Below are 25,763 nucleotides of genomic sequence, written 5' to 3'. Positions count from 1 at the left end.
AAGCCCCGAGCCTTGGATGGGGCACCCAAGTCATCCTTCATTGTACTCGGAGTTTGGAGCCGTTCCAAACATTTGATTTTTCCACTGGTTGTTCGATCCTTACATTCACTGGTGGCTTGCTCACTCTTTATCTTGGGAGAACCGCATGTCTGAGCTGACCGATTACAAGGCCGTCCTCCTCGACATCGAAGGTACGACCACTCCGGTCCACTTCGTCTACGAGGTGCTCTTTCCCTACGCCCAACGCGAGTTGCAGAATTACCTGGAGCAGCACTGGAGCGACCCGAACGTCCAAGAGGATCTCCAGACGCTCATCGAGCACTTTGCCCAAGAGCCGCGCGACGACAAGGGCCGCCCCACCGGCGAAGGCGAAGATCAGAGCAACGTCGAGGCCTTCAAATCGGAGGTCATCGAGCGCATCAACTGGGCGATCGACAACGACAAAAAACACTCCGGACTCAAGTCGCTCCAGGGCCGCATCTGGCGCTCCGGCTATCAGAATGGCGAGCTGAAGGCGCCGCTATTCGACGATGTGCCCGCGGCGTTGCGCACCTGGAACGAGCGCGGCGCGCCCGTCTACATCTACTCGTCGGGCAGCGTCGAAGCTCAAAAGCTGTTGTTCGAATATACCGAGGAAGGCGACCTGCGCGACCAGCTGTCGGGCTATTTCGACACCCACACCGGCAACAAAAAAGAGGCTGACAGCTACCGCACGATCAGCCAGGAAATCGGCGAGCAGCCCGGCGACGTGCTCTTCGTCACCGACAACCTCCAAGAGGCCGAGGCGGCCAACGAGGCGGGGATGAAGGTGGCGGTGTCGAAGCGTCCGGGCAACGCCGAGTTGTCGGAGAATCCGTTTCCGGTCATCGAGAGTTTCGAAGCGCTTGTCTAACAAAGCGAAGGCCCTGCAGAGTAGCAGGGCCCGCTATTTGGGCAGTTAAGGATTTCGGGGTTGCGAGTTGTCGCGTCGTGACGATTCGCAGCTCCGAAATCTTTAGATGCTTAAGTAGATGGCGTCGCTCACCTGCAAGGTAGACTCTACTCAATAACAAGGCGCACCCTACGGCTCAGTCGGAGTCTCCGCAGACTCGGGCGCGGCGTCAGGATCGAGCGGATGATCAGTGCCGAGTTCAGCCGGCGCAACCTCGCCGGAGTAGAGCAGCCCGCCGAGCCAGCTGGCCACCGTCGAGTTGATGCCCACAAGGGTGTTGTCCGTCTCCCAGCCGGCCAGCTCTGAGACCGCCGAGGCGGGCCAGTGGCCGTAGCGCACAAGCGTCTCTCCGGCGGTCTGAGGCATCGGCGCGGTCAACGCGACGGTGAGCAAGACGCCGGCGCCGGCCGCCCACCACGCAAATTTTCCCTTCTTGACGAAATGACTCGCCAGGGCGGGCACGCCCAGCGCGAAGACGAGCGCGACGGCGGCGATGAGCCAGCCGGCCGACACCCAGTTGGCCAAGAACGCACCGACCACCCACGTCAGCACGATCACCGGCAGCGCCATCAACAGCCACTTGGCAGCCACCTTGGCGACCACCGCGCCCTTCGAAGGGGCCTTTTCGCCCTCCTCGCCGGCTTCAGCGTCGCTCTTGGCGAGCTCGGTGCTCTCCTCGCCCTTTTTGCTCTTCTTACTCCTTTTCTTCGCCTTTTTGCTCTTCTTGTCCGGCGTCTTCGCCGGCAAGTCGTCCGGCTGCAGGTTGTCGAGCTCAGCGAATCGGGCGTCGAGGTCGTCGTCCTTCTCTTTGGTCGCGACCTTCTTGGCCCCGCCCGTTTGGGCTCCACCCGACGACGACTCTTCCGACTCGAGGCGCGCCAAGAAGGCCTCGAGATCTTCGTCGTCATCCGCCGACGACGCACCCCCGCCTCCGCCGCTATCCGCGCGACTCTCGAGATCGGCGAGCAGCGAATTAAGCTCGTCGTCGTTCAATTCTTCTTCATTCTCACTCATCGAGTTGCCCCACAGGCTCCTGCTACACAGATCGGCTGACTACGATACCGGGTTGGACTCGTAACTCAAACATCACCGTCAGCTCAAATATTCAACCCCATCGGGGAGTGCGCCATAAAAAAGCCGCGTCCGAACCAACGGACGCGGCCTTTTCTATTCGCTCAGCGCGGGCACTTCAACTCACTCGCCGGCGGCGAGTTCTTCGTCGATGGTGCCGAAACGACGCTTGAGGTCTTCGGGGAGCTCTTCGGGCTCTTCGACCTCGTGGCGCAGGTGGTGGTACTGAGTCGCCCCCGTACCGGCCGGGATGAGACGTCCCATGATGACGTTCTCTTTGAGGCCGCGCAGGTGGTCGATCTTGCTGGCCAGGGCCGCCTCGGTAAGCACCTTGGTGGTCTCCTGGAAGCTCGATGCCGAGATGAAGCTCTCGGTCGACAGCGACGCCTTGGTGATACCCAGGAGCAAGTCCTGAGCGACCGCCGGACGACCGCCCTTCTCCATCAGACGACGGTTGACCTCTTCGAAGGTCGAGCGCTCGACCTGCTCGTCGACCAAGAAGTCGGAGTCACCCACGTCGACGATGCGTACCTTGCGAAGCATCTGGCGCACGACGATCTCGATGTGCTTGTCGTTGATGCGCACACCCTGGAGGCGGTAGACCTCCTGAATCTCGTCGACCAGGTACTTGGCCAGGTCTTTGCGACCCTTGACGCGAAGGATGTCGTGGGGGTTCTCCGAACCCTCCATGATGGCCTCACCAGCGCGGACCCGGTCGCCCTCGAGCACGGTGACGTGCTTGGACTTGTTGATCTGGTACTCCTTCGGATCACCCACGTCCGGGGTGACCACGATGGTGCGCTTGGTCTTGGTCTCGCGACCGTAAGAGACCACACCCTCGATCTCGGAGATGAGCGCCTGCTCTTTGGGCGTACGCGCCTCGAACAGCTCGGCGACACGCGGCAGACCACCGGTGATGTCCTTGTTCTTGGTGGTCTCACGCGGGATCTTCGCCAGGATGGTACCCGGGTCGACCTTCTCGCCTTCGCCCACAAAGAGCGCAGCACCGACCGGCAGGAAGTGGCTGGACAATTGCTTGCCGCCCTTCTTCTCGCGGACCACGATGCGCGGACGCACGCTGGAGTCGCGGCTCTCGATGATCACCTTTCTCGAAAGACCGGTGTTCTCGTCGAAGCGCTCCTCCATCGAGATGCCCTCGACGACGTCTTCGAAGCTGACCACACCGTCGGTGTCGGCCAGAACCGGCGTCGCAAACGGCTCCCATTCGGCGAGCAGTGCGCCCGGCTCGATCTCGTCGCCGTCGTTGTAATACAGCTGCGAGCCGAACACGAGCGGGTAACGCTCACGCTCACGGCCCTGGTCGTCGTGGATGGAGACTTCGCCGTTACGGGTCATCACGATGACCACGGTGCGGCCGGCCATCTCTTTTTCGACCGACTTGACGTTGTGGAACTTGACCGTACCGCCGTGGCGTACCTCGTGCGAGGACTGCTCGACGGACAGCGAACCGACACCACCAATGTGGAAGGTACGCATCGTAAGCTGGGTACCCGGCTCACCAATCGACTGAGCGGCGATGGTACCGACCGCCTCACCGACGTTGACCAGGCGACCACGCGCCAGGTCACGGCCGTAGCAAAGCGCGCACACCCCGTCGACGGAGTGGCAGGTCAGCGTCGAGCGGATACGGACCCGCTCGATGCCGGCGTCTTCGATAAGCTCGGCCTTGTCGTCGTCGATCTCGGTGTTCGAGTCGACGAGCACCTCGTCGTTCTGGTCCCACACAGGCTCGAGCGCGACACGACCGAGGATACGGTCGGCGAGCGACTCGACGACCTCACCACCCTCGTACAAGGGGGTCATGGTCACACCGTCGAGGGTGCCGCAGTCGTATTCGACGACGACACAGTCGTTGGCGACGTCGACCAGGCGACGGGTCAGGTAACCCGAGTTTGCCGTCTTGAGCGCCGTATCCGCCAGACCTTTACGAGCGCCGTGCGTCGAAATGAAGTACTCGAGGACGCTCAGGCCTTCGCGGAAGTTTGCGACAATCGGCGTCTCGATAATCTCACCGGACGGCTTGGCCATCAGGCCACGCATTCCGGAGAGCTGACGCATCTGCTGGGCCGAGCCACGAGCGCCCGAGTCAGCCATGATGTAGATCGAGTTGAACGACTGCGCGGTCAGCTCTTCGCCGGACTTCTCGTCGACGAATTTCTGCTGGGCAATCTCGTCCATCATCTGGTTGGCGACCTCTTCGGTCGCGTTCGCCCAGATGTCGACGACTTTGTTGTAGCGCTCACCGTCGGTGATCAGACCTTCGGTGTACTGGCTTTCGATCTCGGCAACTTCGTCGCGTGCGTTGTCGACCACGCTCCACTTGTTGCTCGGGATCTCCATGTCGTCGACCGCGATCGAGATACCACCGCGGGTGGCGTACTCGTAACCGATGGTACGGATGGAGTCGGCCAGAAGGACCGTCGCCTTGTTGCCGGCGCTGCGGAACGAGACGTCGACGATCTTGGCCAGCGACTTCTTGTCGAGGGTGCGGTTGACCAGCTCGAAGGGGAGCTCGTCGGGGCAGACCTCGTAGAAGAGCACGCGGCCGACGGTGGTGTCGATCAGCTCGCCGTTGTAGCGAACCTTGACCGACGCCTGCAGCTCGACGACCTCGTTGTCGTAGGCCATGCGAACTTCGTCGAAGTTGGCGAACAGGCCCTGGACCGGGCGTCCCTCGTCGTCCTCGCGGTACTCGCCTTTGGCGTAGGGGCGCACGCAGGTCATCCAGTAGCAACCCAGGACGATATCCTGCGTGGGCAGGATGATCGGCCCGCCGTGGGCCGGCGACAGGATGTTGTTCGTGCTCAAGAGGAGCACGCGCGACTCCATCTGCGCCTCGAGCGACAGCGGCACGTGGACGGCCATCTGGTCACCGTCGAAGTCGGCGTTGTAGGCCACACACACAAGCGGGTGGACCTGAATCGCCTTACCTTCGACGAGCACCGGTTCGAAGGCCTGCATACCGAGGCGGTGAAGCGTCGGCGCGCGGTTCAAGAGCACCGGGTGCTCCTTGATGACCTCGTCGAGGATGTCCCAGACCTCTTCCTTTTCCTTCTCCACCATCTTCTTCGCAGACTTGATGGTGGTGACGTAGCCCTTCTCTTCGAGCTTGTTGTAGATAAACGGCTTGAACAGCTCGAGGGCCATCTTCTTGGGAAGACCGCACTGGTGCAGCTTGAGCTCGGGGCCGGCCACGATGACCGAACGGCCCGAGTAGTCGACGCGCTTACCCAGAAGGTTCTGGCGGAAACGACCCTGCTTGCCCTTGATCATGTCGCTCAAGGACTTCAGCGGGCGCTTGTTCGGGCCCGTGATGGTCTTGCCGCGACGGCCGTTGTCGAACAGTGCGTCGACCGCCTCCTGGAGCATCCGCTTCTCGTTGCGGATGATAATCTCGGGGGCGTGCAGCTCGAGCAGGCGCTTGAGGCGGTTGTTGCGGTTGATGACTCGACGATACAGATCGTTGAGGTCACTGGTCGCAAAGCGGCCGCCGTCGAGCGGCACGAGCGGACGAAGGTCCGGCGGAAGCACCGGAATGACGTCGAGCACCAGCCAACCAGCGTTGTTCTCCGAGTCGCGCACGGCCTCGAGAATCTTGAGGCGCTTGGAGATGCGCTTGCGCTTGGCGTTCGACGTCGCCTCTTTCATCTCCGCGCGAAGCTCTTGGGCTTGCAGCGGGATGTCCATGCGGTCGAGCAGGTCACGGATCGCCTCGGCGCCCATGCGGGCCTCGAAGGTGTCTCCGTAGGTCTCCAAGTACTCCATGTACTTCTGCTCGCTCAGAACCTGACCGGTCACCAGCGGAGTCAGGCCCGGGTCGGTGACGATGTAGGCCACGCAGTACAGGACCTTCTCGAGGTCCTTGAGCGTGATGTCGAGCAGGTTACCGATGCGCGACGGAAGGCTCTTGAGGAACCAGATGTGGGCGACGGGCGTGGCCAGGTCGATATGACCCAGACGCTCGCGGCGCACCTTCGACTGGATGACCTCGACGCCACACTTCTCACAGACCACGCCACGGTGCTTCATGCGCTTGTACTTGCCGCAGATGCACTCGTAGTCTTTGACCGGTCCGAAAATCTTGGCGCAGAACAGGCCGTCTCGCTCCGGCTTGAACGTGCGGTAGTTGATGGTCTCGGGCTTCTTGACCTCGCCATGGCTCCATTCCCGGATACGCTCCGGGCTGGCGATTCCAATGCGGATCGCTGAGAAGCTAAGCGGATCTTTGGGCTTCTCGAAAAAGCTGAAAATGTCCTTCAAAGCAGCCTCCCTTGACGGCTGAGTAAATCTCTTGAGTAGCCGCAACTCGCAGGGCCCGTGCCTCTAACTGTGGAGGTCAGGCCCTGCGCGTTGAGTGCGTGTGGCGTTCGTTAGGCGACGTCCTCGAGCAATTCGACGTTCAGGCAAAGAGCGTGCAGCTCTTTGATGAGCACGTTGAAGCTCTCGGGCATGCCCGGATCCAGGCGGAAGTCGCCTTTGACGATCGATTCGTAGATGCGCGTACGTCCCTGCACATCGTCCGACTTGACCGTCAGGAACTCCTGGAGCGTGTGGGCAGCGCCGTAGGCTTCGATCGCCCAGACCTCCATCTCTCCGAGACGCTGGCCACCGAACTGGGCCTTACCACCGAGCGGCTGCTGGGTGACCAGGCTGTACGGTCCAATGGAGCGTGCGTGAATCTTGTCGTCGACCAGGTGATGCAGCTTGAGCACGTACATCACGCCGACGGTGACGTCGTTCTGGAACGCCTCACCGGTACGCCCGTCGTACAGAACCATCTTTCCCGACTCGGGGAACCCGGCCTTTTGCAGAAGCTCGCGGATGCGCTTTTCGGGCGCGCCGTCGAAGACCGGGGTCGCCACGTGCACGCCGCCGGTCTTGCTCACCGCGTCGGCCATGTCGAGGACCTGGTCGTCATCGAGCGTGTCGATGAGCTCCTGAGTCTCTTCGTTGTGGTAAATATCCTTGAGGTACTCGCGGATATTCTCCGGCTTTTGCATCTCTTCGATCATCTCGCGCAACCGGATGCCCAGACCTTTGGCGGCCCAGCCCAGGTGCACCTCGAGGACCTGTCCGATGTTCATACGGCTGGGAACACCCAGCGGGTTGAGCACCATGTCGACCGGCGTGCCGTCCTCCAGGAACGGCATGTCCTCGTCGGGAAGGATGCGGCTGATGACACCTTTGTTGCCGTGACGGCCGGCGAGCTTGTCGCCCACCTGAATCTTGCGCTTCACGGCCACGTAGACCTTGACCATCTTGATGACGCCCGGAGGAAGCTCGTCGCCCTTGCGGAGCTTCTCGATCTTCTCTCCGTAGTTCATCCGGATGACCAGAATCTGGTCCTCGACGTCGCCCAGAATCTGCATGAGCTTGTCGGTGGTCTCGTCGTCGATATCGACGTCGGTCCAGTAGCGACGCGGCACCTCGGAGAGCACGTCGTCGCTGATGGTCGTGCCCTCTTCGATGAGCACGTTGCGCGACTCGTCGACCAGATCGGAGGCGACTTTGCCGCCGCGCAAGATGTCGCGCATCTTGCGGTAGGCCGCATCGCGAAGGATGCGGATCTCGTCATTCTGGTCTTTGAGGAGGCGAGCCTCCTCGGTGTCCTCGATCTGCTGGGTGCGCGCGTCCTTCTCGGCCCCCTGGCGGTAGAACACCTTGGCGCCGATGACGGTGCCGCTGGTGCCCGGGCTCATGCGCAGCGAGGTGTCGCGCACGTCGCCGGCCTTCTCGCCGAAGATGGCGCGAAGCAGCTTCTCCTCGGGGGAGAGCTGGGTCTCGCCTTTGGGCGTGATCTTACCGACCAAAATATCACCCGAGGAGACCTCGGCGCCCACGCGGACGATGCCGGCTTCGTCGAGGTCCTTGAGCGCGTCTTCACCCACGTTGGGGATGTCGCGCGTGATCTCTTCTTGGCCGAGCTTGGTGTCGCGAGCGGTGCACTCGTACTCCTCGATGTGCATCGAGGTGTAGATGTCTTCTTTGACCAGACGCTCACTGATGAGAATCGAGTCCTCGAAGTTGTAGCCACCCCACGGCATGAACGCCACGGTGATGTTGCGGCCCAGGGCCAGCTCGCCGCGCTCGGTCGACGGTCCGTCGGCGATAATCTCGCCCTTCTCCACCCGGTCGCCCACCGACACGATGGGCTTCTGGTTCATGCAGCTACCCTGGTTGGACCGGGTATACTTCATGAGGGTGTAGATGTCGGGCTTGACGAACAGGTCGCTATCCGAGCCGTCGGGGCGAACGACGATGCGCTGGGCATCGACGCTCTCGACCACGCCGTCGTTCTTGGCGACGATCGTCACACCCGAGTCACGCGCCAGCGTGCGCTCGATGCCGGTGCCGACGAACGGAGCGTCGGTACGCACCAGAGGTTGCGCCTGGCGCTGCATGTTCGAGCCCATCAGGGCGCGGTTGGCGTCATCGTTCTCGAGGAACGGAATCAGACCGGCGCCGACACTGACCAGCTGGTTCGGGCTGACGTCCATCAGCGTGACTTCCTCGGGGGCGACCATCGTCGGCTCGCCGTTGACACGTGCGGCGACGGTGTCGCTCAGGAAGTTGCCGTCGTCATCGAGCTCGGCGTTGGCCTGCGCGATGACGTTGTTCTCCTCTTCGAGCGCCGAGTAGTAGCGCACCTCGCTGGTGGCTTTACCGTCGGCGGCGCTGCGGTACGGCGTCTCGATGAAGCCGTACTCGTTGATGCGCCCGTAGGTCGACAGCGAGGTAATCAGACCGATATTCGGCCCCTCCGGGGTCTCAATCGGGCAGATACGTCCGTAGTGAGTCACGTGGACGTCACGCACCTCGAAGCCGGCGCGATCGCGGGTCAGACCACCCGGTCCGAGAGCCGACAGGCGCCGCTTGTGGGCGACCTCGCTCAAGGGGTTGGTCTGGTCCATGAACTGCGACAGCTGGCTGGAGCCGAAGTACTCTTTGATGACCGCGCTGACCGGCTTGGCGTTGATCAGGTCGTCGGGCATCAGCGTCTCGATCTCCTGAGACATGCTCATGCGCTCTTTGATGCCGCGCTCCATGCGAACCAGGCCGATGCGGTACTGGTTCTCCAGAAGCTCACCGACGGTGCGCACCCGGCGGTTGCCCAGGTGGTCGATGTCGTCGATGGAACCTTTGCCGGTGCGCAGGTCGATGAGGTAGCGCACCGTCTCGAGGATGTCTTCCTCGCGAAGCGTCTGAATGCGCCACGGGTCGAGCTGCTCGCGCACCTCTTCGAGTTCGGCCTCGAGCTCTTCACGCTCGGCGTCGCCGGCCTCTTCGAGGGCCGCCTCGATCTCGCGCTCACGCTCTTCGAGCGGCTCGACGATCTTGCGGTGGAACTTGTAGTTCAACTTCAGGCGACCGACCTTCGACAGGTCGTAGCGCTCGGGGTTGAAGAACAAGTTGTCGAACAGGTTCTGCGCCTGCTCGCTGGTGGGCGGGTCGCCCGGACGCAGCCGCTGGTAGATCTCGAGGATCGCCTCTTCGGGCGTGCTGATATTGTCCGACTCGAGCGTGTCACGCAGGTAAGGACCGGCGTTGACGTTGTCGATGAACAGCACGTTGATCGCTTCGATGCCGCGCGCTTCGAGCTCCTTGATGGAGTTCTCGGTCAGCTCTTCGTTGACCTCGACGAGCACCTCACCGGTGGAGGCGTCGTAGATGTCTTCGGCGGCGACCTTACCGGTCAGCTCGTCGAACGAGATCGGGATGCGCGTGATCTCGGCCTTGGCCAGCTTGCGAATCGCGCTGCGGGTGAACTTCTTGCCCGACTTGACGATGACGTTGCCGCCGCTGTCCTTGACGTCGACCGATGCGACCTGGCCGCGAAGCACGTCGAGGTTGATCTCTTTGAGATACTCGCCGTTCTCGAAGAAGATGCGCTCGGTGTCGTAGTAGTAGTCGAGCAGCTCTTCGGCCGAGTAACCAAGGGCGCGCAGCAGCACGGTGGCGGGCATCTTGCGCTTGCGGTCGATCCGCACGTGCATGATGTCTTTGGAGCCGAACTCCAGGTCGAGCCACGATCCGCGGTACGGGATGACGCGCGCCGAGTACAGCAGCTTGCCCGACGAGTGCTTCTTACCACCGTCGTGGTCGAAGAAGGCGCCCGGCGAACGGTGCAGCTGGCTGACGATGACGCGCTCGGTGCCGTTGATGATGAACGTACCCGAGGCGGTCATCAGCGGGATCTCACCGAAGAAGACCTCTTTTTCCTTCACGTCGCGGATGGTGCGCGTGCCGGTGTCTTCGTCGACGTCCCACACCACCAAGCGGATGACCACCTTGACCGGGGCCGAGTAGGTCATGCCGCGAGCGGTACACTCCTCGATGTCGTACTTGGGCTTGCCAAGGTCGTAGCTGACAAACTCGAGGGTAGACGTCTCGTTGAAGTCCTTGATGGGAAAGACGCTTTTGAACACGCCTTGAAGGCCGGTGTCCGTACGCTCCTCGAGCGGCACGTCCGTCTGCAGGAACTCCTGGTAGGACTTGCGCTGCACGTCGATGAGGTTTGGAACTTGAGCGACCTTCTTGATGGTTCCGTAATCCTTGCGGATGCGGAAGTTCTCTTTGATCGGTTGACCCATCATCTCTCCTTAAGGGTTCTGCTGAGCTATGTCTCTTGCAGTAGCGCGGCAAGCGCCAGGCCGGGGGCCGTGGCGTCAGCCGCGTGATCGATCTTGTGTTGCTGGGTCGCGCGTCAGAGGGGCCTGTCAGGCTGGCCTAACGGCACAACAGGCGGCCGGCGCCAGACGAACGCTGGATGAGCGACCGGGACCGCTTCTTGAGTGGGGATTGAGCGCGCACTGTGAAGATTTTCGATTTGCATCGACTCGAGATCGAACATATCGTAATTGGGATCCCCGCGCGGCAGGCTACCTACGGTTGCCGTGCAACTCACGGGTTGCAACGGAAGCAGGCTCCTGCCCATCGCAAACGCGCCCACCTTTGAACATATCGTGGACGAGTTGACAAGTCGCGATGCCGGAACCCGCGGGTAGCCCCCTTGTGACACCCGGCTGGCGCGGTTGAGGCAGCCAGGTGCTCTGTCAAACAACTCGTGAAGAGCTCTTCTCACTTCAGTTTTCGAACGCCATCAACATACAATGGTGCCTGGATCGCGTCCGAATCAAGGCGAGTAACTGTAAGAGTACTACACCTTTGTGTCAAACGGTTTTTCGCCCGCCCTATTCCAAGGAATCAAAATTTTGTCCGCGCGCGGCTCAACCCTGCGCGTCGAAGTGCTCCAGGGCCTCTTGGAGCCCCACACTGCGCGCGTCGGGATCGGAGGAGACCATCTTGTCGAGCAGCGATCGCAGGATGGGATCGTCGAGAAGCTCGCGCTTTTCCTGCCACACCTCGTCGTGGCGCAGCATCTCGGGCAGATCGGCGTAGAAGTACCGACCGGTGAACAGTTCGTACAGGATCACCCCGGCCGAGAAGATGTCGACGCGAAAGTCGTAGCCATCCTCCATCCAAAGCTCGGGGGCCGCGTATCCCTCGGTGCCCAGATCGCTGATCTGGCCGGCGATCGACTTCAGGTTGGCTACCCGCGCGTAATCGAAGTCGGCGATCTTCAGAGGTACGCCTTCTTCGCTGTTGGTCAGGTAGATCACCCCCGGATGCAAGTTGCGGTGGATGATGTCGCGGCTGTGCATGAACGAGATCGCCTTGAGCAGGTGCTTGGCAAAGCGACCGAACTCCTCGCGCTTCGAGGCGTCGAGGGCGTCGTAGTCGGTCTGCTCGATATAGCTTCGCAGCGTGGTCGGCCCGACCCACTCGCTGACCAGATAGAAGGTCAGCTCGTCCTCTTTGTCCTGCAGCATCTCGTAGGGACGCGCCACATAGGCGTTGTCCTCGAGCTGCGTCAGCGCCTCCATATCACGCGCCGCCCGGTTGTACTCGGCCTCGCGCTCGGCTCGGGGGAGCAGCGGATCGATGGAGTAGGCCTTGATGCGCACTTTACCGCGCGCCTGGAGCAGCTTGTGGCGGCCGATAAACTCGCGGTACGGCGCGGTGTCGGCGGCCAGTTCGGTCTCGACCTCGAAGTTCTGGATCACCGGAAGCGGCGATCGCGGGCTGGCCAGCGGGCTGATCGCGTCGACGATGCGCTTGCGCATGGTCGCGTCGAGCAGCGGGCCGGGGCCGCGCTGGATCATGCGCTTGCGGTCGACGAAGAAGTCGTAGAGCTGACCGGGCAACAGCAGCCGTCGGTTGCGCTCGTCTTTGACCTGCACGTCGACGTCGTCGCCGGTCAGAAAAACGACCGCCTCACAAAAGAGCTCGTCAGGAAAATCGGACACGGATCGCACGAGCAGATCTCGCAAGGCCTTGGCTTTGCGCTCGATGCGAATAAACGGGTTTTCGACGCGGCCCCATTCGAGCTCCCATCGGCGGATGTCTCCACGGATGGTCCCGTCCCAGCCGCGGATCTCGACGGCATAAAGCCCCCACTCCCCGACCACGACCGCGTCGTACTCGAGGGTGTTCTTGCGCCGGGGCAACTGCAGCTCGAAATTGCCGATCACAATATAGTGATCGGGCAGTTGATCGCGTAGTTGCCGAATACCGTCTCGCTCCGATTCGTTTATCGGATCTCCAATGGGGATATATTTGGCCATGGATGTGCCTTAGGTTTCCGTGCCACCTGCCAGTGTCGACTCGGCGGGGTGATTCATATGCTTCCGTCCCAGTCGTACTACCGAACCGCAGGGGGGTGTCGGTCGCGCTGAGGCAGATGAGTTGCGGGTCATCGCCACGGCCAAGTGTGGCCAATGACGCCGCGCCGCGTCAATGAAGAATTCGGAGTTGGCGCGCTTGATTGTTCGTCACCACAAGGAGTTTCAATGGATCGGTTCAAGGTGTGTGTCCTCGGCGGCAGTGGTTTTATCGGCGCCGAGATTTGTCGCCTCGCGGTCGCTATGGGTCACCGCGTGGTCAGTGTGTCGCGCGGAGGCCGCCCGCCCATCGACGAACCATGGGTCGAGGGGGTCGACTGGGTGAGCGCCGACGTAGGCGACGTCGAATCGTGGTCGGCGCATCTCGCCGGGTGCGAGGCTTTGGTTCACAGCGTGGGCATCGCCGCCGAAGATCCCGCCAACGAGCAAACCTACAGGCGCCTGCACCGCCATTCGGTGCAGCAGGCCGCCCGGGCCGCCGAGCAGGCGGGCGTGCCCAAATTCGTCATGTTGTCCGCCGGCAAGGTCCCGCCGGCGATGCCCCACGGCTTTTTGCAGTCGAAGCTCGACGGGGAGGCGTCGCTCCAGGGCCTCGACATGGCCGTGGCGATCCTTCGGCCGGTGCTGGTGCACGATGAAGACGGTCGCGCCGCAGGGATGTTGGGGACTGCGGCCGGTGAGCTGCCGCCGGTGCGCGTGTGGGCCGAAGAGACCACCGGCCTCCGCCGCGAGAAGGTCGCCATGGCGGCGCTGCGCGCAGCGCTACAACCCGAGACCACCGGCGTGTTGGAGGTCGATGACATCGCTTATCTGGGCGACGCGATGTTCATTCAGTGACCTCCTCTTGCAATTTCGAGCCAAGTGTGGAAGATACTCCCCCTCCGGTGAGAGGCCTTCGGTCGCGCCACGACACGATTGCGGGCTCGGCCCGCCTCTCCGCCGGAACAGACTACGCTTTTACACGTTATAGTCTGGCGCATGCCAAGCCTGTGTAGGCCAATTTGACCGGCACTCAGGCGCGCCAGCAAAGCTCACTACATCGACAACATCGAGTAGACACATGGCACGTTACACGGGTCCCCGACTCCGAATCGTTCGTCGCCTGGGAACTGACCTTCCCGGCCTGACCAGAAAAATCGCCGACCGCCGCCCCTATCCCCCCGGAGAGCACGGGCAGGGTCGCCAGCGCTTCAGCGAATTCAAAAAGCAGCTCTACGCCAAGCAGAAGCTGCGCTACAACTACGGCGTCAACGAGCAGCAGCTTCGTAACCTGTTCGTCGAAGCTCAGCGCTCGCGTGAGCCCGCTGGTCTGATGCTGCTTCGTCTGCTCGAGCAGCGCCTCGACAACGTGGTCTTCCGCTCCGGACTGGCCCCGACCATCCCGGCTGCTCGCCAGCTCGTGGTCCACGGCCACATCCAGGTCGACGGCAACAAGGTCGACCGTCCCAGCTACCGCGTGAAGCCCGGCTCGCAGATCTCGCTGCGCGAGAAGAGCCGCAACCTGACGATCGTCGAAGAGTCGATCGCCAACCCGGCGCTGCGCTACCCGACCTACCTGACCGTCGACGAGAACGCCAAGACGGCGACGATGGATCAGCTCCCGGGTCGTGAAGACGTGCCCGTGCAGGTCGACGAGACGCTCGTGGTCGAGTACTACTCGCCCCGTCTCTAAGCCTACCCACTCGGGTACTGAGAATCTGGAACGCGGTGAAGTTAGTAGCTTCATCGCGTTTCTTTTTGCGCGGAGGATTGCCATGCCCACACTACGCCTGATCACTACGGTCGCCGCCGCCCTGCTCTTGGCAGCCGGCTGCACGACGTCCAAGCCCGTCAAAGGCGCCGAGAAGCGCCCCAAGGCTCCGCAGGTCGCCCAAGAGGCCGGCGACGCGGCCGACGAGGCCGAAGGCAGCGACCTCGTGCTCTACTCGAGCAGCATGGAAGAGGCCGATCTGGAGCCCGGCGCCGACGAAGATAGTGACGACGCCGACGAGAAAGCCCAGCCGGACGAGCCGCCCGAAGTACCCGAGCAGGTCGAGATTGGCGTGAGCGCCGACTCGACCTACACCCTGGGCGACCAGACCTTTACCGAGGTCCCCAAGTTGCTCGAGGCGCTCGAGAAGCTTCGCGCCGAGGAGCCGACCGGCACCATCGCCATCCGCGCGGCCGCCGACGCGCCCCAGAAGGCCATCGTCGATCTCATCACGGCCGCCAGGCGCGCAGGGTTCACGAATATGGAGATTCGCGTCGAGGGCGACGCCCCCCAAGGCACCGAATCTCCGGCCGACGAAACACCGACCGACCAATAAGCCTCATGCGTGTTCTGTGCCTCTCCGCGTACGACGCAGGCAGCCACCGCCGCTGGCACGAAGGGCTGGCGGCGCGCCTCGGCGCCGATACCTTCACCACGCTCTCCCTGCCGCCCCGCTACTTTCGCTGGCGTATCCGCGGCAATAGCCTCTACTGGGCCCACGAGTGGCGCGAGCTCCTCGAGCAGTCCTGGGATGTCGTCCTGGCCACCTCGATGGTCGACCTGTCGGCCCTGCGCGGCTTCGTCCCCAGCCTGGCCGACGCCCTCAACGTCGTCTACTTCCACGAAAACCAATTCGCCTACCCGACCAGCAGCGGCCAGCACGAGGATATCACCCCGGCGGTGGTCAACCTCTACAGCGCCCTTTGCGCCGACCGCGTCGCGTTCAACTCGCGCTACAACCTCGAGTCGTTCCTCGCGGGCACGCGCGACTTCGCCAGCCGCATGCCCGATTACGTGCCGGAGGGCCTCGCCGACGCCGTCGAGGGCCGCTCACGCGTCCTCCCCGTCCCCCTGGCCCCCGCCTGTTTCGCCGAGCACGACGCGCCCTCGCCGTCGCGCCCGCTGTCGATCGTATGGAACCACCGATGGGAGTACGACAAGGCGCCGTCGCGCTTCTTCGACGCCCTCGACCGGCTCCACCAGCGCGGCCTCGACTTCGAGTTGCACGTCCTCGGCGAGCGATTCCGCAGCTACCCGAAGGTCTTCGACCGAGCCCACGAAGCACTCGCCGACCATATTGCGACCTGGGGATACGTCGAATCGGCCGACGACTACCGCGCCATTTTGCGACGCGCCGACCTCGTCGTGTCGACCTCGCTGCACGAGTTCCAGGGGCTGGCGATGCTCGAGGCCATCGCCGCGGGATGCCGTCCGCTCGCCCCCGACCGGCTCGCCTACCGCGAGTACGTGCCCGAGGCGTGGCGCTATGAGTCGTTTGTCGACGACGCCGACCGGGAGGTGGCGGTGTTGGCAGGACGCCTCGCCGAGTTTGCGGAGGACCCGCAACGGGTGCGCGACAGCGACGCGATCGACGTGTCGAGATATTCGTGGGATGCGCTGTCAGATGCGTATCAGGAGTTGCTGGAGGCGTAGAGATCGCCTTGCTGATGCGTCGCTGTCCTGCAATGCCTACCGTCCCTATTTAAGCCGGCGGCGGATGCTCATCGAACCCTTCGTCGACGTCCAACTCGGTGAGCGCGGGCTCGACGACGTAATTGGGCCCGACGACGGCGCGCAGCGCGCCCGGGACCACCCGCACGTCGACGACATGCTCGCAGACCTCTTCGCCGTCGACGCTGAAGACCATCGGCGGCGTCGACTCGATGTGCACCGAGCGCGCCGGCCGCGAGATGACCTGGTCGCTCTCGAGGATATTGCCCACGAGCATCTTGGCGGCCATCCCCGCAAGCTCCACCAGCGAGCCCGCCCGCAAGACGACGACCTGAATCGCCCCGTCCTCCATGCTCGCCTCCGGGGCCACACGCAGCCCGCCGGCGACCGTGCGCCCGTTGGCAACCAACACGTTGACCGCGTCGACGACCTCGACGGCGCCGTCGTCCCAGCGAATCCGAGTGTGGTACTCCTCGCGCTCGCGAAGCTGCGAGGCCGCCGACTTTAGGTAGGCGAGTGGCCCCCAACGCCGCTTCATCTGGGGGGTGATCGAGTCGGTGATCAGGTGGCTGTAGCCGGCGTTGATATGATTGAGCCCGAGCCGAGAGCCTTCGGGATGCGTCACCCGCATCACGTCGATGTAGCGCGTATCGTCGGTCCGCAACAGATACTTGAGCGCGAGGCCCGGGTCGTCGGGAAGCCCCAGCGAGCGCGCCAGGTCGTTGCCCGTACCCAGCGGCAACACGCCCAGCGTCACCTTGTCGAGGTGCGACGCCAACCCATTGAGCACCTCGTTGACCGTGCCGTCGCCGCCGGCCGCGATCACGCGCTCGATGCCGTCGCGCGCCGCCTGCAACGCCAGCCTCTCGGCGTCTCCCGGCCCTTCGGTCTGGAAGACCTGGACGCCGTCGAGACGCCGGATTTCGGCGACCAGCTCGTCGTTTTTGGCCGTCGACCCCGCCTCCGGATTGAGGATCAGCCTCGTATTCATGGTACTACTCGCCGTTTAGTTTCGCTCGCGCCCCCTGCAATTTAAGCAGCCCCCCACGCAATACAACTGCCCCCGCACGCTTGAACTCCAACCCGATGGGCTCTAGCTTTCCCGCCACTCACAGCACGACCCAAGACCCCAAGACCGGGCCGCAGGCCCCAAGAAACCAAGACCCCAAGACCGGGCCGCAGGCCCCAAGACCGCGCCGCAGGCCCAAGGACCCCCAACCATGTCTGACGTTCTGTACGAAGTCGAAAACGCCGTCGCCACCATCACCCTCAACCGCCCCGACGCCCGCAACGCCTACTCCACCGAGATGGCCAAAGAGCTCGTCGAGGCCCTCGATCGCGCCGAGCTCGACGACGAGGTGCGCGCGGTGATCGTCACCGGCGCCGGCCCGGCCTTCTGCGCCGGCGGCGACCTCAAGGCGATGCGCGAGGAGAGCGGCATGTTCGCCGGCGACCCGGTCGAGCTGCGCGACAACTACCTGCGTGGCATGCAGACGATCCCGCGACGCTTCGAGCGCTTCGAAAAACCGGTCGTTGCCGCCATCAACGGCCACGCCATCGGCGCCGGCCTCGACCTGTCGCTCATGTGCGATATCCGCATCGCCAGCGACGCGGCCAAATTCGGCTCGACCTTCGCCCGCGTCGGCCTCATCCCCGGCGACGGCGGCGCCTACCTGCTCACCCGCATCGTCGGCTTCTCCAAGGCCGTCGAGCTCATCCTGACCGCCAAGGTCATCGGCGCCGACGAAGCCCTCGAGCTCGGCCTCGTCTCCGAGGTCGTCCCCCGCGACGACGTCATGGACCGCGCCCGCGCCACCGCCGAACAGATCGCCTCGCTGCCCCCCAAAGCCGTCAAGACGGCCAAGGCGGCGCTGTATCGCTGTGTGGATCGAGATATCGAGACGGCGCTGCAGATCACGGCCGCGCTGCAGGCCTGCGTGCAGCGCACCGACGAGCACCAAGAGGCAGTCGAAGCGATGTTGGAGAAGATCAGTAAATCATAACGCCACATCATCCACACCAACCTCTTCCCCATCGCACTTGAGCACCGCCGCCTCGATGACCGCCTGCAGCTCGCGCACGTTGCCCTGCCAGCGGTGATCACGAAGCTTCTGCTGGACTGGCTCGCAGATGCGCCTGCAGGGGCGGTCGTAGCGGGCGGCGAATTTGCGCAGGAAGGTGCGGGCGAGCGGCAGGATGTCCTCCTGTCGCTCGCTGAGCGCCGGTAGCTCGAGGACGTGCTCGCTCAGCACCAGGTACAGGTCGCGGCGGAAGCGGCCTTGGCTGACGAGCGCGGACAGGTCGCGGTGGGTGCTGGCGACCACGCGCACGTCGACGCGTCGCGCGACCGCGTCGCCGATGCGTCGCAGCTCGCCTTCGCGCAGCATGCGCAGCACCTTGCCCTGCAGCAAGAGCGACATCTGGTCGACCTCCTCCAAAAAGACCGTGCCCCCTTCGGCCAGCTCGAAGATGCCCTTTCGGGGCTCGACATCACCCGACAACTCGTTGGCCACGCTGCCGAACAGCTCGAAGTCGAGCGTGTCGCTGGCGAGCTCGCGGCAGTTGATGCTGGTAAGCATGGCGTCTTTGCGCGGCCCCATATGATGCAGCGCGCGCGCCACCAGCGCCTTGCCCGTGCCCGCCTCGCCGTGCAGCAGCACCGGCGAGTCGAGGCCGACGAAGTCGTTGAGCTTCTCGTAGACCTCGCGCATCGAGTCGCTCTCGGCGATGAGGTCCTTGAAGTGGTAGCGGCGTCGCTGGCGCTCGCGCCAGTAGTGGTTCTCCTCGACGACGCCCTCGTAGACGCGCCACTGGCGGTCGCGCCCCAGCACGATGGCCGCGATCGGCTTGAGCAGCGCGCCGGCCAGCGCCACCGCCTCCATCAACTCGTCGACCTTGCCTTGCGGAAAGCTCAGATCGAGCACCGCGGCGAGCTCGCCGTCGTAGTCGAATGGCACGAGCACACTGGCCTCCGCGCCCCGGTCGTCGACCACCACGCAGCAGTCGAGGCCGCGTAGCTCGTCGAGGATGGCGGCCGCGTCCGGCCCGAAGGGGGGCAGCGGGTCGCGGGTCTGCAGGTAGCCGCCGTCGACATCGACGGGCGACAGCTCCTCGGCAGGTCGGTCGAGGTCCATCGAGACCGCTTGCAGCAGGTGATCGTCGGAGCGCCACGGGCTCGCCTCGATGGGAATGGACAGCTCGATGCAGTCGGGCATGCGATCGCACACGTAGCCCACGAAGAGCGCGCAGGTGCGCAAAAAAGTCTCGATGTTGGGTTCGTAGGCGATGCCGCGGGTCAGCCGAAATAACAGCTTTCCCGTGGTGTCCGACGGCGAGGCGTCCGCGCCGGTGGGCATGGCGTGGGTAGCCCAGTTACGCTCCGGCCGGCGCACCACCTCGACGACTTCGAGCGCCACCGACGGCTGCTCGCCCATGCGCACCACGTCGCCGGCGTGGAAATGCAGGGTGTCCTCGGTCTCCCCGTCGGTCGACTGCGTGCACTCGCCGTCACGAAAGATGCTCGTGGGCGTCGAGCTGGCGCGGGTGCGAAAGACCAGCCCGTCGTCGCGCACCTCCAGCTCGCCGTGCACCCGGCCCAGGCTCGCCTCGGCGACGACGATGTCGTTGAACGGACCTCGCCCAACAGAAACCGTCGCGCGGTCGAAGGCATACTCGCGAACCTTATCCTCGAAGGTGACACGCAGTCGGACGGTCATGACGGGGCCTCATGGTGGGGGTTGGGGTGCCTGGTTCTGCTCTTTGGACGCGCTGTTGTCGTTATTGGACGCCTCGGCGGCGGCGTCGGCTTCGTTCTTTCCGACGTCGCTCCGCTCGCTGTCTTGCTGCTCGAATCCCTGCTGCTCGAAGTCCGAAAGTGACCCGACGCTGACCTCGGGCATCGGCTCGTTCGTGCGCTGCGAGGACTGCTGGACGCTCGCCCACGCCTGCAGCCGGTATGCGTCGCGGCGCAGCCTGGGGCTCAGGCTGCTCACCCGCTTCATGGCGCTGGCGCAGGTCGCGTAGTTTCCATTTTTGCAGAAGACGATCCCGCGGCGAAACAACCGCTCCGCGCGCTCGTTCTGCGACATCGTGAAGCGTTTGTGGTTGCGGTCGCGCTCGTCGAGATAGGCCGTGACGCCGTCGAGCGCGGCGATGCGCGCCATTTGAACCTTCGTGCGCGCCTCGCCGAAAGCGCTGTCGACGTCGGCTTCGGTAATCTTGGGCGCTTCGGGCGTTTTGGCCACATCATAGAGTTCGAGGCCGACCCACCCCAACGCCGCAAAGGCGGTGCCCGCCACGAGCCACCAGATCGCCAGATGCTTCAGCGCCCCCACGAACGCCCCCGGCTCGGGCCGCGGCGCCCAGTAGGTGCGAATCTTCTCGGCGTAGTCGTACGCCTCGCGCACGCTGTGATACCAGGGGAGGATCAGCGCAAAGCGCACCCCGTACTCGCGCGCCTCCTCGACCCGGCCGTTGTAGACCTGCCCGGCGCCGGGCGCGATGAGGCTGAGCAGCGCAGCGATGAGCGGGATATGCGACATCGAGTCGTCGAAGCCCTCGGGCGCATACGGCGGCTTGTCGCCCGACGCCGAGCGCAGCGCGCTCGACATCTTGCCCGCATCGAAATTCTTGGGACGCGGCTTCGGCTTCGAAGTCGGCTGGGCGCCCGGCAGGCCGCGCGACGGCGGCTGTGGGGGCGGCGTGGCCTGCGGCTTGTCTTCGGGCTCGGGCGCCGCGTCTTTCGGTGCGAGTGCATCTTGCTCTCGCTCGGGCGCCGCGTCTTTCGGTGCGAGTGCATCTTGCTCTCGCTCGGGCGCCGCGTCTTTCGGTGCGAGTGCATCTTGCTCTCGCTTGGGCGCCGGCTCGGCGCCAAAAGCATCCGAATCGCCGGCGAGTTCGTCGAGCGACTTCGGAGGCTCGTCGAGGTCGGGAAAGACATTCGCCCATTCGCCGCCCGTCGAGGCTTCCGGCTCCGGTGTTGGCTCAGGTTTCGGTTCCGGTTCGGGCTTCGACGCGCTCTTCGGCTTGGGAAGCTTCAGCTTCGGTTTCGATTTGGGCGCAGGTTTGGGCTTGGATTCGGGCTTCGGCTCGGACGCCTCCGCCCCGCCGTGCGCCGAGTCGGAGACGACGTCGCCCGCCTCGTTGATCACCCGCGCGGGCACGCCCAACTTGTTGAGCCGCGCCTGCAGCAGTCCCGCTTCCTCGACACTCAAATCCGCCTCGAGGGTCATCGCGCCGCGCGCCAGAAGGGGCAGCACCTGGTTGGGCCCGCGGCGAGTCACCGGCATCATCTTCTGAGCCAACTCCTCGAGAGAGCCGTCCCAGTCGTCGGGCAACACCACCACGGAAAAACTACGCTGAGCCATAGAGCCTGTCTGAGGTACGCGAGGGATTCCTGACACGACTTTAGCAAACGCAGACAGATCGGCCAATCTTTCAGTGGTCGTGCGTGGCGGCGCGACCTTGGATCATGTTGCGTTGAGGAGGCCTTGCAGGTGAGTGGCGCCTGCTATTAGGGGCTAGGGCCATTTTTGGGTCGTGGGAGCGTGGCGTTTCGGGTTCTCGAAACCTCAAAAAGCGTTGCGGGTTCTCGAAACCCCAAAAAGCAAGGCCTAGCCGATCCGCGACTCCCTAATGGTCCAAGCCCCTAATAGCTGGCGCCGCGCCCCTGCAAGGCGCCGCAAATCGAAGAGCTCACATCTCCTCGAGCGTCTCGATCCCCAACAACGCCAGGCCCTTCTGCAACGTCGCGGCGACCGCCTGGGCCAAATACAGCAGGCCGTCGCGGCGTTGTTCGTCGTCGATGTCGACGATCTTGTGGTCGTCGTCGTTGTAGAGCGTGCTGAAGGACTTGCACATGTTGAACATGTGCTCGGTGACCTTGCTCGGGTCGAGGTCGCGCGCGGCGGTGGCGGCGACTTTGGGCCACGTCTGCAATTCGCGCACGAGCGCCATCTCGAGGTCGGTGCCCAGCGCCTCCAGGCAGGCGGCGCGGCTCTTGTCGTCGAGCTCGGGCCAGCCGCCGATGCGCCGGCCGATGGACTGGATGCGCGCGTAGCTATACAGGCAGTAGGGGCCGGTGCGGCCCTGGAAGTCGATCGACTTCTTGGGGTCGAAGTTGACCGTGGTACGCGGGTTGAAGTCGAGGATGTAGTACTTGAGCGCGGCCATGCCGATGGCCTTGGCGCGGGTGTCGACCTCGTCTTCGTCGATGTCGGGCCAACGCTCGACGACCGCCTCACGCGCCAACTTCTCCATCTGGTCCATCAGGTCGTCGGCGTCGACGACCTTGCCCTCGCGGCTCTTCATCTTGCCCTCGGGCAGGAGCACCATGCCGTAGGACAGGTGAAAGAGCCGGCCTTCGAGCTCGGGCTTCAAGAGCCCCAGGATCTTGAAGAGCACGTTGAAGTGGTAGTCCTGCTCGTTGCCCACCACGTAGACCATCTGGTCGAGGTCATACTCGCGGAAGCGCTCGAGCGCGGTGCCGATATCTTGGGTCATGTAGACCGAGGTACCGTCGCTTCGGAGCAAAACCTTCTGGCCCTGCAGGCCGACCTTCTCGAGGTCGCAGGCGATGGCGCCGCCCTCGATCTTCTCGAATTTGCCCTCTTCGAGCCCCTCGAGCACGATGTCTTTGCCGAGCTTGTAGGTATTCGACTCGTAGTAGACGTGATCGAACTCGACGCCCAGGCGCTCGTAGGTCTGGTCGAAGCCGTCGAAGACCCACTGGTTCATCGTCTTCCACAGCTCGACGACCTCTTCGTCGCCGGCCTCCCAGTCGAGCAGCATCTGCTTGGCTTGCTGGCCGAGCTTGCTCTCGCGGTTGAAGTAGTCGTCTTTGTACGCCTTGAAGAACTTCTGGCGGAGCTCTTGCGGGTCGAGATCCTCATCTTCGTCGGTGTCGCGCTCGGCCATCCACTCCCCGAAGCGCGCCTCGGCCTCATCGGTTTGCTGCCAGGCCTCGTACTCCTCGATGAACTTGTTGTTGAAGAGCACGTAGTATTTGCCCACCAGGTGGTCGCCTTTGATCCCGGCGCTCTCCGGCGTCTCCCCCTCGCCCCATTTCTGGTAGGCGAGCATCGACTTGCAGATGTGGATGCCGCGGTCGTTGATCAGGTTGACGCGGGTGACCTCATGGCCGGCCCAGTCGGCGATGGTGGCGACCGACTGGCCGAGCAGGTCGTTGCGCACGTGGCCCAGATGCTGGGGCTTATTGGTGTTGGGCGCGGAGTACTCGAACATCCAATGCTTCGGCTCGTCGGCGGTCTCGCCGCCGAAATGCTCGTCGTCGAGCGCCTCGCCCACGACCACGCGGGCGAGCTTGGCCTTGCTGAACAGCACGTTGACGTACGGGCCGACCGCGCGCACCTCGGCGATGACGTCCTCGTCGGTGACGAACTCCTCGAGCTTGGCGGCGACTTCCTTGGCGATCATCGGCGGCGCCTTTCTAAGATGGCGCGCGAGCACGAAGCACGGAAACCCGCGGTCGCCCATCTCGGGGTTGGGCGGGGTTTCGACGTTGATGTCGGCGATGGCTTCTTCCGGGACCTCCAGCGCCTCGAGGGCCTGGTCTTTGAGCTCGGCGACGCGGGTTTCGATGTCTTGGATGCGCATGGGTAGTGCCTGGTTCATTTGGGGCGATTCAGTAAGCCGGGGGCAACATATTTTCGAGTGGGGGCTTTGGCAAGGCGGGGTTGGCGCCTGGCAATTTGCGGCGCCTTGCAGGAGCGCAGCGCCAGCTATTAGGGGCTTGGACCATTAGGGAGTCGCGGATCGGCCAGGCCTTGCTTTTTGAGGTTTCGAGAACCCGAAACGCCACGATCATGCGACCCAATAATGGCCTTAGCCCCTAATAGCTGGCGCCACGCTCCTGCAAGGCCTCCTCTTCGCTTCCTCGCCCCCCGCCTCAGGACGGATCTTCGAAAAACCGGCGCAGCTCCCCCAACCGCTCGCGCGAGTCGAAGCCGAGCTTGGCGAGCGCGCTGTGCAGGAGCGCCTCGACGGTGGGCTCGTCGAGGCCGAGCGAGTAGCTGATACGCGCGTTCGTGTCGCCCTGCGAGGCGTAGGCGACGACCTGACGCTCGCGGTCGGTGAGCTTTTGGGGTTCGTCGAAGTGTGGATCGTTCGGGTGGGCGACCACGTAGCGGCGGCCGTCGGAGTCCCAGCGGTCGACAAGTGACCAGCGGCCTTCGACCAGACCTCGCCACATAGGGAGCGCTTCGGCGGGCTCGTGGCGCAAGGGGCCCGAGCGGGCCCGGTCGATGCGGCGGGTGGCTCTCTCGAGCGCTTCGCGCGCTTCGCCGTCGGCGGCGTCGCCCTCGGCGTGGACGAGCTTGCCGCCCGGGTCGAGGATGGCGGCTTCCGGTTCCGCGCGATTCGCCTCGACGCCGCGGCGAAGCCTGTAGGCAGTGGCCAGGTGCACCCCGACAAGCCCCCACAACTCGCGCACCTCTTCGGGGAGCGCCGACACCTCGAGGAGCGGCGCGGCGATGCCCACGCCTCGTCCATCGGGGTTCGAGCCGCTCACGCCCCAGCAGTCTGCGATATGGATGCGACGATTGAGCCGACCCGTCAGGGGGTGTTCTTCCGGCGACATGCCGTGGGGAGCCAGAATCTCGCTGACCGTCGAGCAGATGATGCCGCGGTGGTAAACCTCGCGCACCATATGAGGAGCGGTGTTGATGTTGAGCTCGACGGTGGCCTCACCGAAGGACTCCGGCAGCCCGTGCAACGCGTAGTCCTCGACGATTGCTCCCGCCTCGGGAGTGCTCGCGTCGTACACGTAGACCATCAAGCCGGGCAGTTGTCGCGCCATCGTCGCGAGGACATCGGCCAAGCCCTGCAGCCAAGAGTGCCGTTCGAGTTCCAGCCGATAGGCCGCCTCGACCACTCCCACCAGCTCTCGTTGGATGCCAATCATTGAATCCTCGAACCGTCTGTTGGGGCGAAGCACTACATGTTTTTTTACGGCTTGTGGCTTAGATGCACCTAACGCGAAAAATGTGCACGCAGGCGGATGAGCACCTCTTGCTTGACGAGCTCTTTGGCGGTGTCGACCGAGGCGCCGATCAGATCGCGGGCGGCCTCGTCGATGTCCTGGCCGCCGACGTGACGCCGGCGCAGCCGGTAGGCCGTGAGCAAGTGGGTGCCGATCAGTTGCCAGAGCTCTCGCATCTCCCCGGACATCTGGGACACGTCGTTCAGGGGGGCGGCCACGGCGACCCCACGCGAATGGGCGTCTGAAGCCGTCAGACCCCAGGCATCCTCGATGCCGATCAGGCGGGTGTTGGGGCCGAAACTGGGGTGCTCGGCAGGGACGATGCCCTGATCGGCGAGCAATTCGCTCACCGTCGAGCAGCGGACGCCCGGCCCGTACACCAGTCGTGTGTCGTCGGGCGGGGAGGCGGCGTTGTGCTTGATCGTGGCTTCGGCGAACGTCTCGTCGAGTCCATAGAGCGCGTAGGCGGGAAGGTGGACGCCCTCTTCTCGCTGGCTGGCATCGAACAGGTAGACCATCAGGCCGGGGCCCTTGCCGTGGATCTGACCGAGCACCTCGGCCAACCCGTCGAGCCAGGCCTGGCGGTCGACTTCGATGCGGTATGCCGCCTCGACGAGTTCCGCCATGTCTCGATGCCCG

16 protein-coding genes are annotated in these 25,763 nt (G+C 63.9%); 6 read left to right on the top strand and 10 right to left on the bottom strand.

Annotated features, from left to right (window positions below):
* The first annotated feature begins 145 nt into the window (after positions 1 to 145).
* Positions 146 to 892 (top strand): acireductone synthase, encoded by a 747-nt coding sequence (gene mtnC / locus FIV42_RS21085; protein ID WP_141199607.1) that lies wholly within the window; start codon positions 146 to 148, stop codon positions 890 to 892.
* Positions 893 to 1,060: 168 nt separating this feature from the next.
* Here mtnC and FIV42_RS21080 read toward each other — a convergent pair whose 3' ends face one another.
* The 4 genes from FIV42_RS21080 to FIV42_RS21065 form a co-directional block, all read right to left on the bottom strand.
* Entirely contained in the window at positions 1,061 to 1,945 is an 885-nt protein-coding gene (locus FIV42_RS21080; protein WP_141199606.1) for an ABC-2 transporter permease, read from the bottom strand.
* 180 nt (positions 1,946 to 2,125) lie between these two features.
* Positions 2,126 to 6,283 (bottom strand): DNA-directed RNA polymerase subunit beta', encoded by a 4,158-nt coding sequence (gene rpoC, locus FIV42_RS21075; protein ID WP_141199605.1) that lies wholly within the window; start codon positions 6,281 to 6,283, stop codon positions 2,126 to 2,128.
* A gap of 110 nt (positions 6,284 to 6,393) precedes the next feature.
* Positions 6,394 to 10,614, bottom strand: a complete 4,221-nt coding sequence (gene rpoB, locus FIV42_RS21070) for a DNA-directed RNA polymerase subunit beta (RefSeq protein WP_141199604.1) — start codon at positions 10,612 to 10,614, stop codon at positions 6,394 to 6,396.
* 636 nt (positions 10,615 to 11,250) lie between these two features.
* Positions 11,251 to 12,648, bottom strand: a complete 1,398-nt coding sequence (locus FIV42_RS21065) for an NERD domain-containing protein kinase family protein (protein WP_141199603.1) — start codon at positions 12,646 to 12,648, stop codon at positions 11,251 to 11,253.
* Positions 12,649 to 12,873: 225 nt separating this feature from the next.
* Between FIV42_RS21065 and FIV42_RS21060 the strand changes: the two genes are divergently transcribed.
* The 4 genes from FIV42_RS21060 (at position 12,874) to FIV42_RS21045 (ending at position 16,108) form a co-directional block, all read left to right on the top strand.
* Positions 12,874 to 13,542 (top strand): SDR family oxidoreductase, encoded by a 669-nt coding sequence (locus FIV42_RS21060; protein WP_168210825.1) that lies wholly within the window; start codon positions 12,874 to 12,876, stop codon positions 13,540 to 13,542.
* A gap of 223 nt (positions 13,543 to 13,765) precedes the next feature.
* A complete protein-coding gene (gene rpsD, locus FIV42_RS21055; protein WP_141199601.1) occupies positions 13,766 to 14,377 on the top strand; it encodes a 30S ribosomal protein S4 in 612 nt (203 codons plus the stop codon).
* Positions 14,378 to 14,459: 82 nt separating this feature from the next.
* Positions 14,460 to 15,011, top strand: coding sequence for an ExbD/TolR family protein (locus tag FIV42_RS21050; protein WP_141199600.1), 552 nt, complete (start codon positions 14,460 to 14,462; stop codon positions 15,009 to 15,011).
* A 5-nt stretch (positions 15,012 to 15,016) separates the two neighbouring features.
* Positions 15,017 to 16,108 (top strand): tRNA-queuosine alpha-mannosyltransferase domain-containing protein, encoded by a 1,092-nt coding sequence (locus FIV42_RS21045; RefSeq protein WP_141199599.1) that lies wholly within the window; start codon positions 15,017 to 15,019, stop codon positions 16,106 to 16,108.
* Positions 16,109 to 16,157: 49 nt separating this feature from the next.
* On the opposite strand, the gene FIV42_RS21040 is transcribed toward FIV42_RS21045, so the two are convergent.
* On the bottom strand, positions 16,158 to 17,117 hold the full coding sequence (locus tag FIV42_RS21040; protein WP_141199598.1) for a diacylglycerol/lipid kinase family protein: 960 nt from the start codon (positions 17,115 to 17,117) through the stop codon (positions 16,158 to 16,160).
* Positions 17,118 to 17,346: 229 nt separating this feature from the next.
* Here FIV42_RS21040 and FIV42_RS21035 point away from each other — a divergent pair, with 229 nt between their 5' ends.
* Complete coding sequence (locus tag FIV42_RS21035) at positions 17,347 to 18,129, top strand: enoyl-CoA hydratase-related protein (protein WP_141199597.1); 783 nt, start codon at positions 17,347 to 17,349, stop codon at positions 18,127 to 18,129.
* Here the strand turns inward: FIV42_RS21035 and FIV42_RS21030 are convergent.
* The 5 genes from FIV42_RS21030 to FIV42_RS21010 all read right to left on the bottom strand — a co-directional run bounded on the left by FIV42_RS21030 (position 18,124) and on the right by FIV42_RS21010 (position 25,750).
* A complete protein-coding gene (locus FIV42_RS21030) occupies positions 18,124 to 19,842 on the bottom strand; it encodes a sigma 54-interacting transcriptional regulator (protein ID WP_141199596.1) in 1,719 nt (572 codons plus the stop codon). The two genes, FIV42_RS21035 and FIV42_RS21030, sit on opposite strands and share 6 nt — an antisense overlap.
* A 9-nt stretch (positions 19,843 to 19,851) precedes the next feature.
* The gene (locus FIV42_RS21025) at positions 19,852 to 21,492 is read right to left on the bottom strand and encodes a hypothetical protein (RefSeq protein WP_141199595.1); all 1,641 of its coding nucleotides are present in this window, start codon (positions 21,490 to 21,492) and stop codon (positions 19,852 to 19,854) included.
* A 328-nt stretch (positions 21,493 to 21,820) separates the two neighbouring features.
* Positions 21,821 to 23,758 (bottom strand): arginine--tRNA ligase, encoded by a 1,938-nt coding sequence (gene argS, locus FIV42_RS21020; RefSeq protein WP_141199594.1) that lies wholly within the window; start codon positions 23,756 to 23,758, stop codon positions 21,821 to 21,823.
* 274 nt (positions 23,759 to 24,032) lie between these two features.
* Positions 24,033 to 25,046, bottom strand: coding sequence for a helix-turn-helix transcriptional regulator (locus FIV42_RS21015; protein ID WP_141199593.1), 1,014 nt, complete (start codon positions 25,044 to 25,046; stop codon positions 24,033 to 24,035).
* A gap of 68 nt (positions 25,047 to 25,114) precedes the next feature.
* Positions 25,115 to 25,750, bottom strand: a complete 636-nt coding sequence (locus FIV42_RS21010) for a hypothetical protein (RefSeq protein ID WP_141199592.1) — start codon at positions 25,748 to 25,750, stop codon at positions 25,115 to 25,117.
* Positions 25,751 to 25,763: the final 13 nt, after the last annotated feature.

The organism is Persicimonas caeni, assembly GCF_006517175.1.
Lineage (GTDB): Bacteria > Myxococcota_A > Bradymonadia > Bradymonadales > Bradymonadaceae > Persicimonas > Persicimonas caeni.
This window is presented reverse-complemented; position numbering and strand designations above follow the sequence as displayed.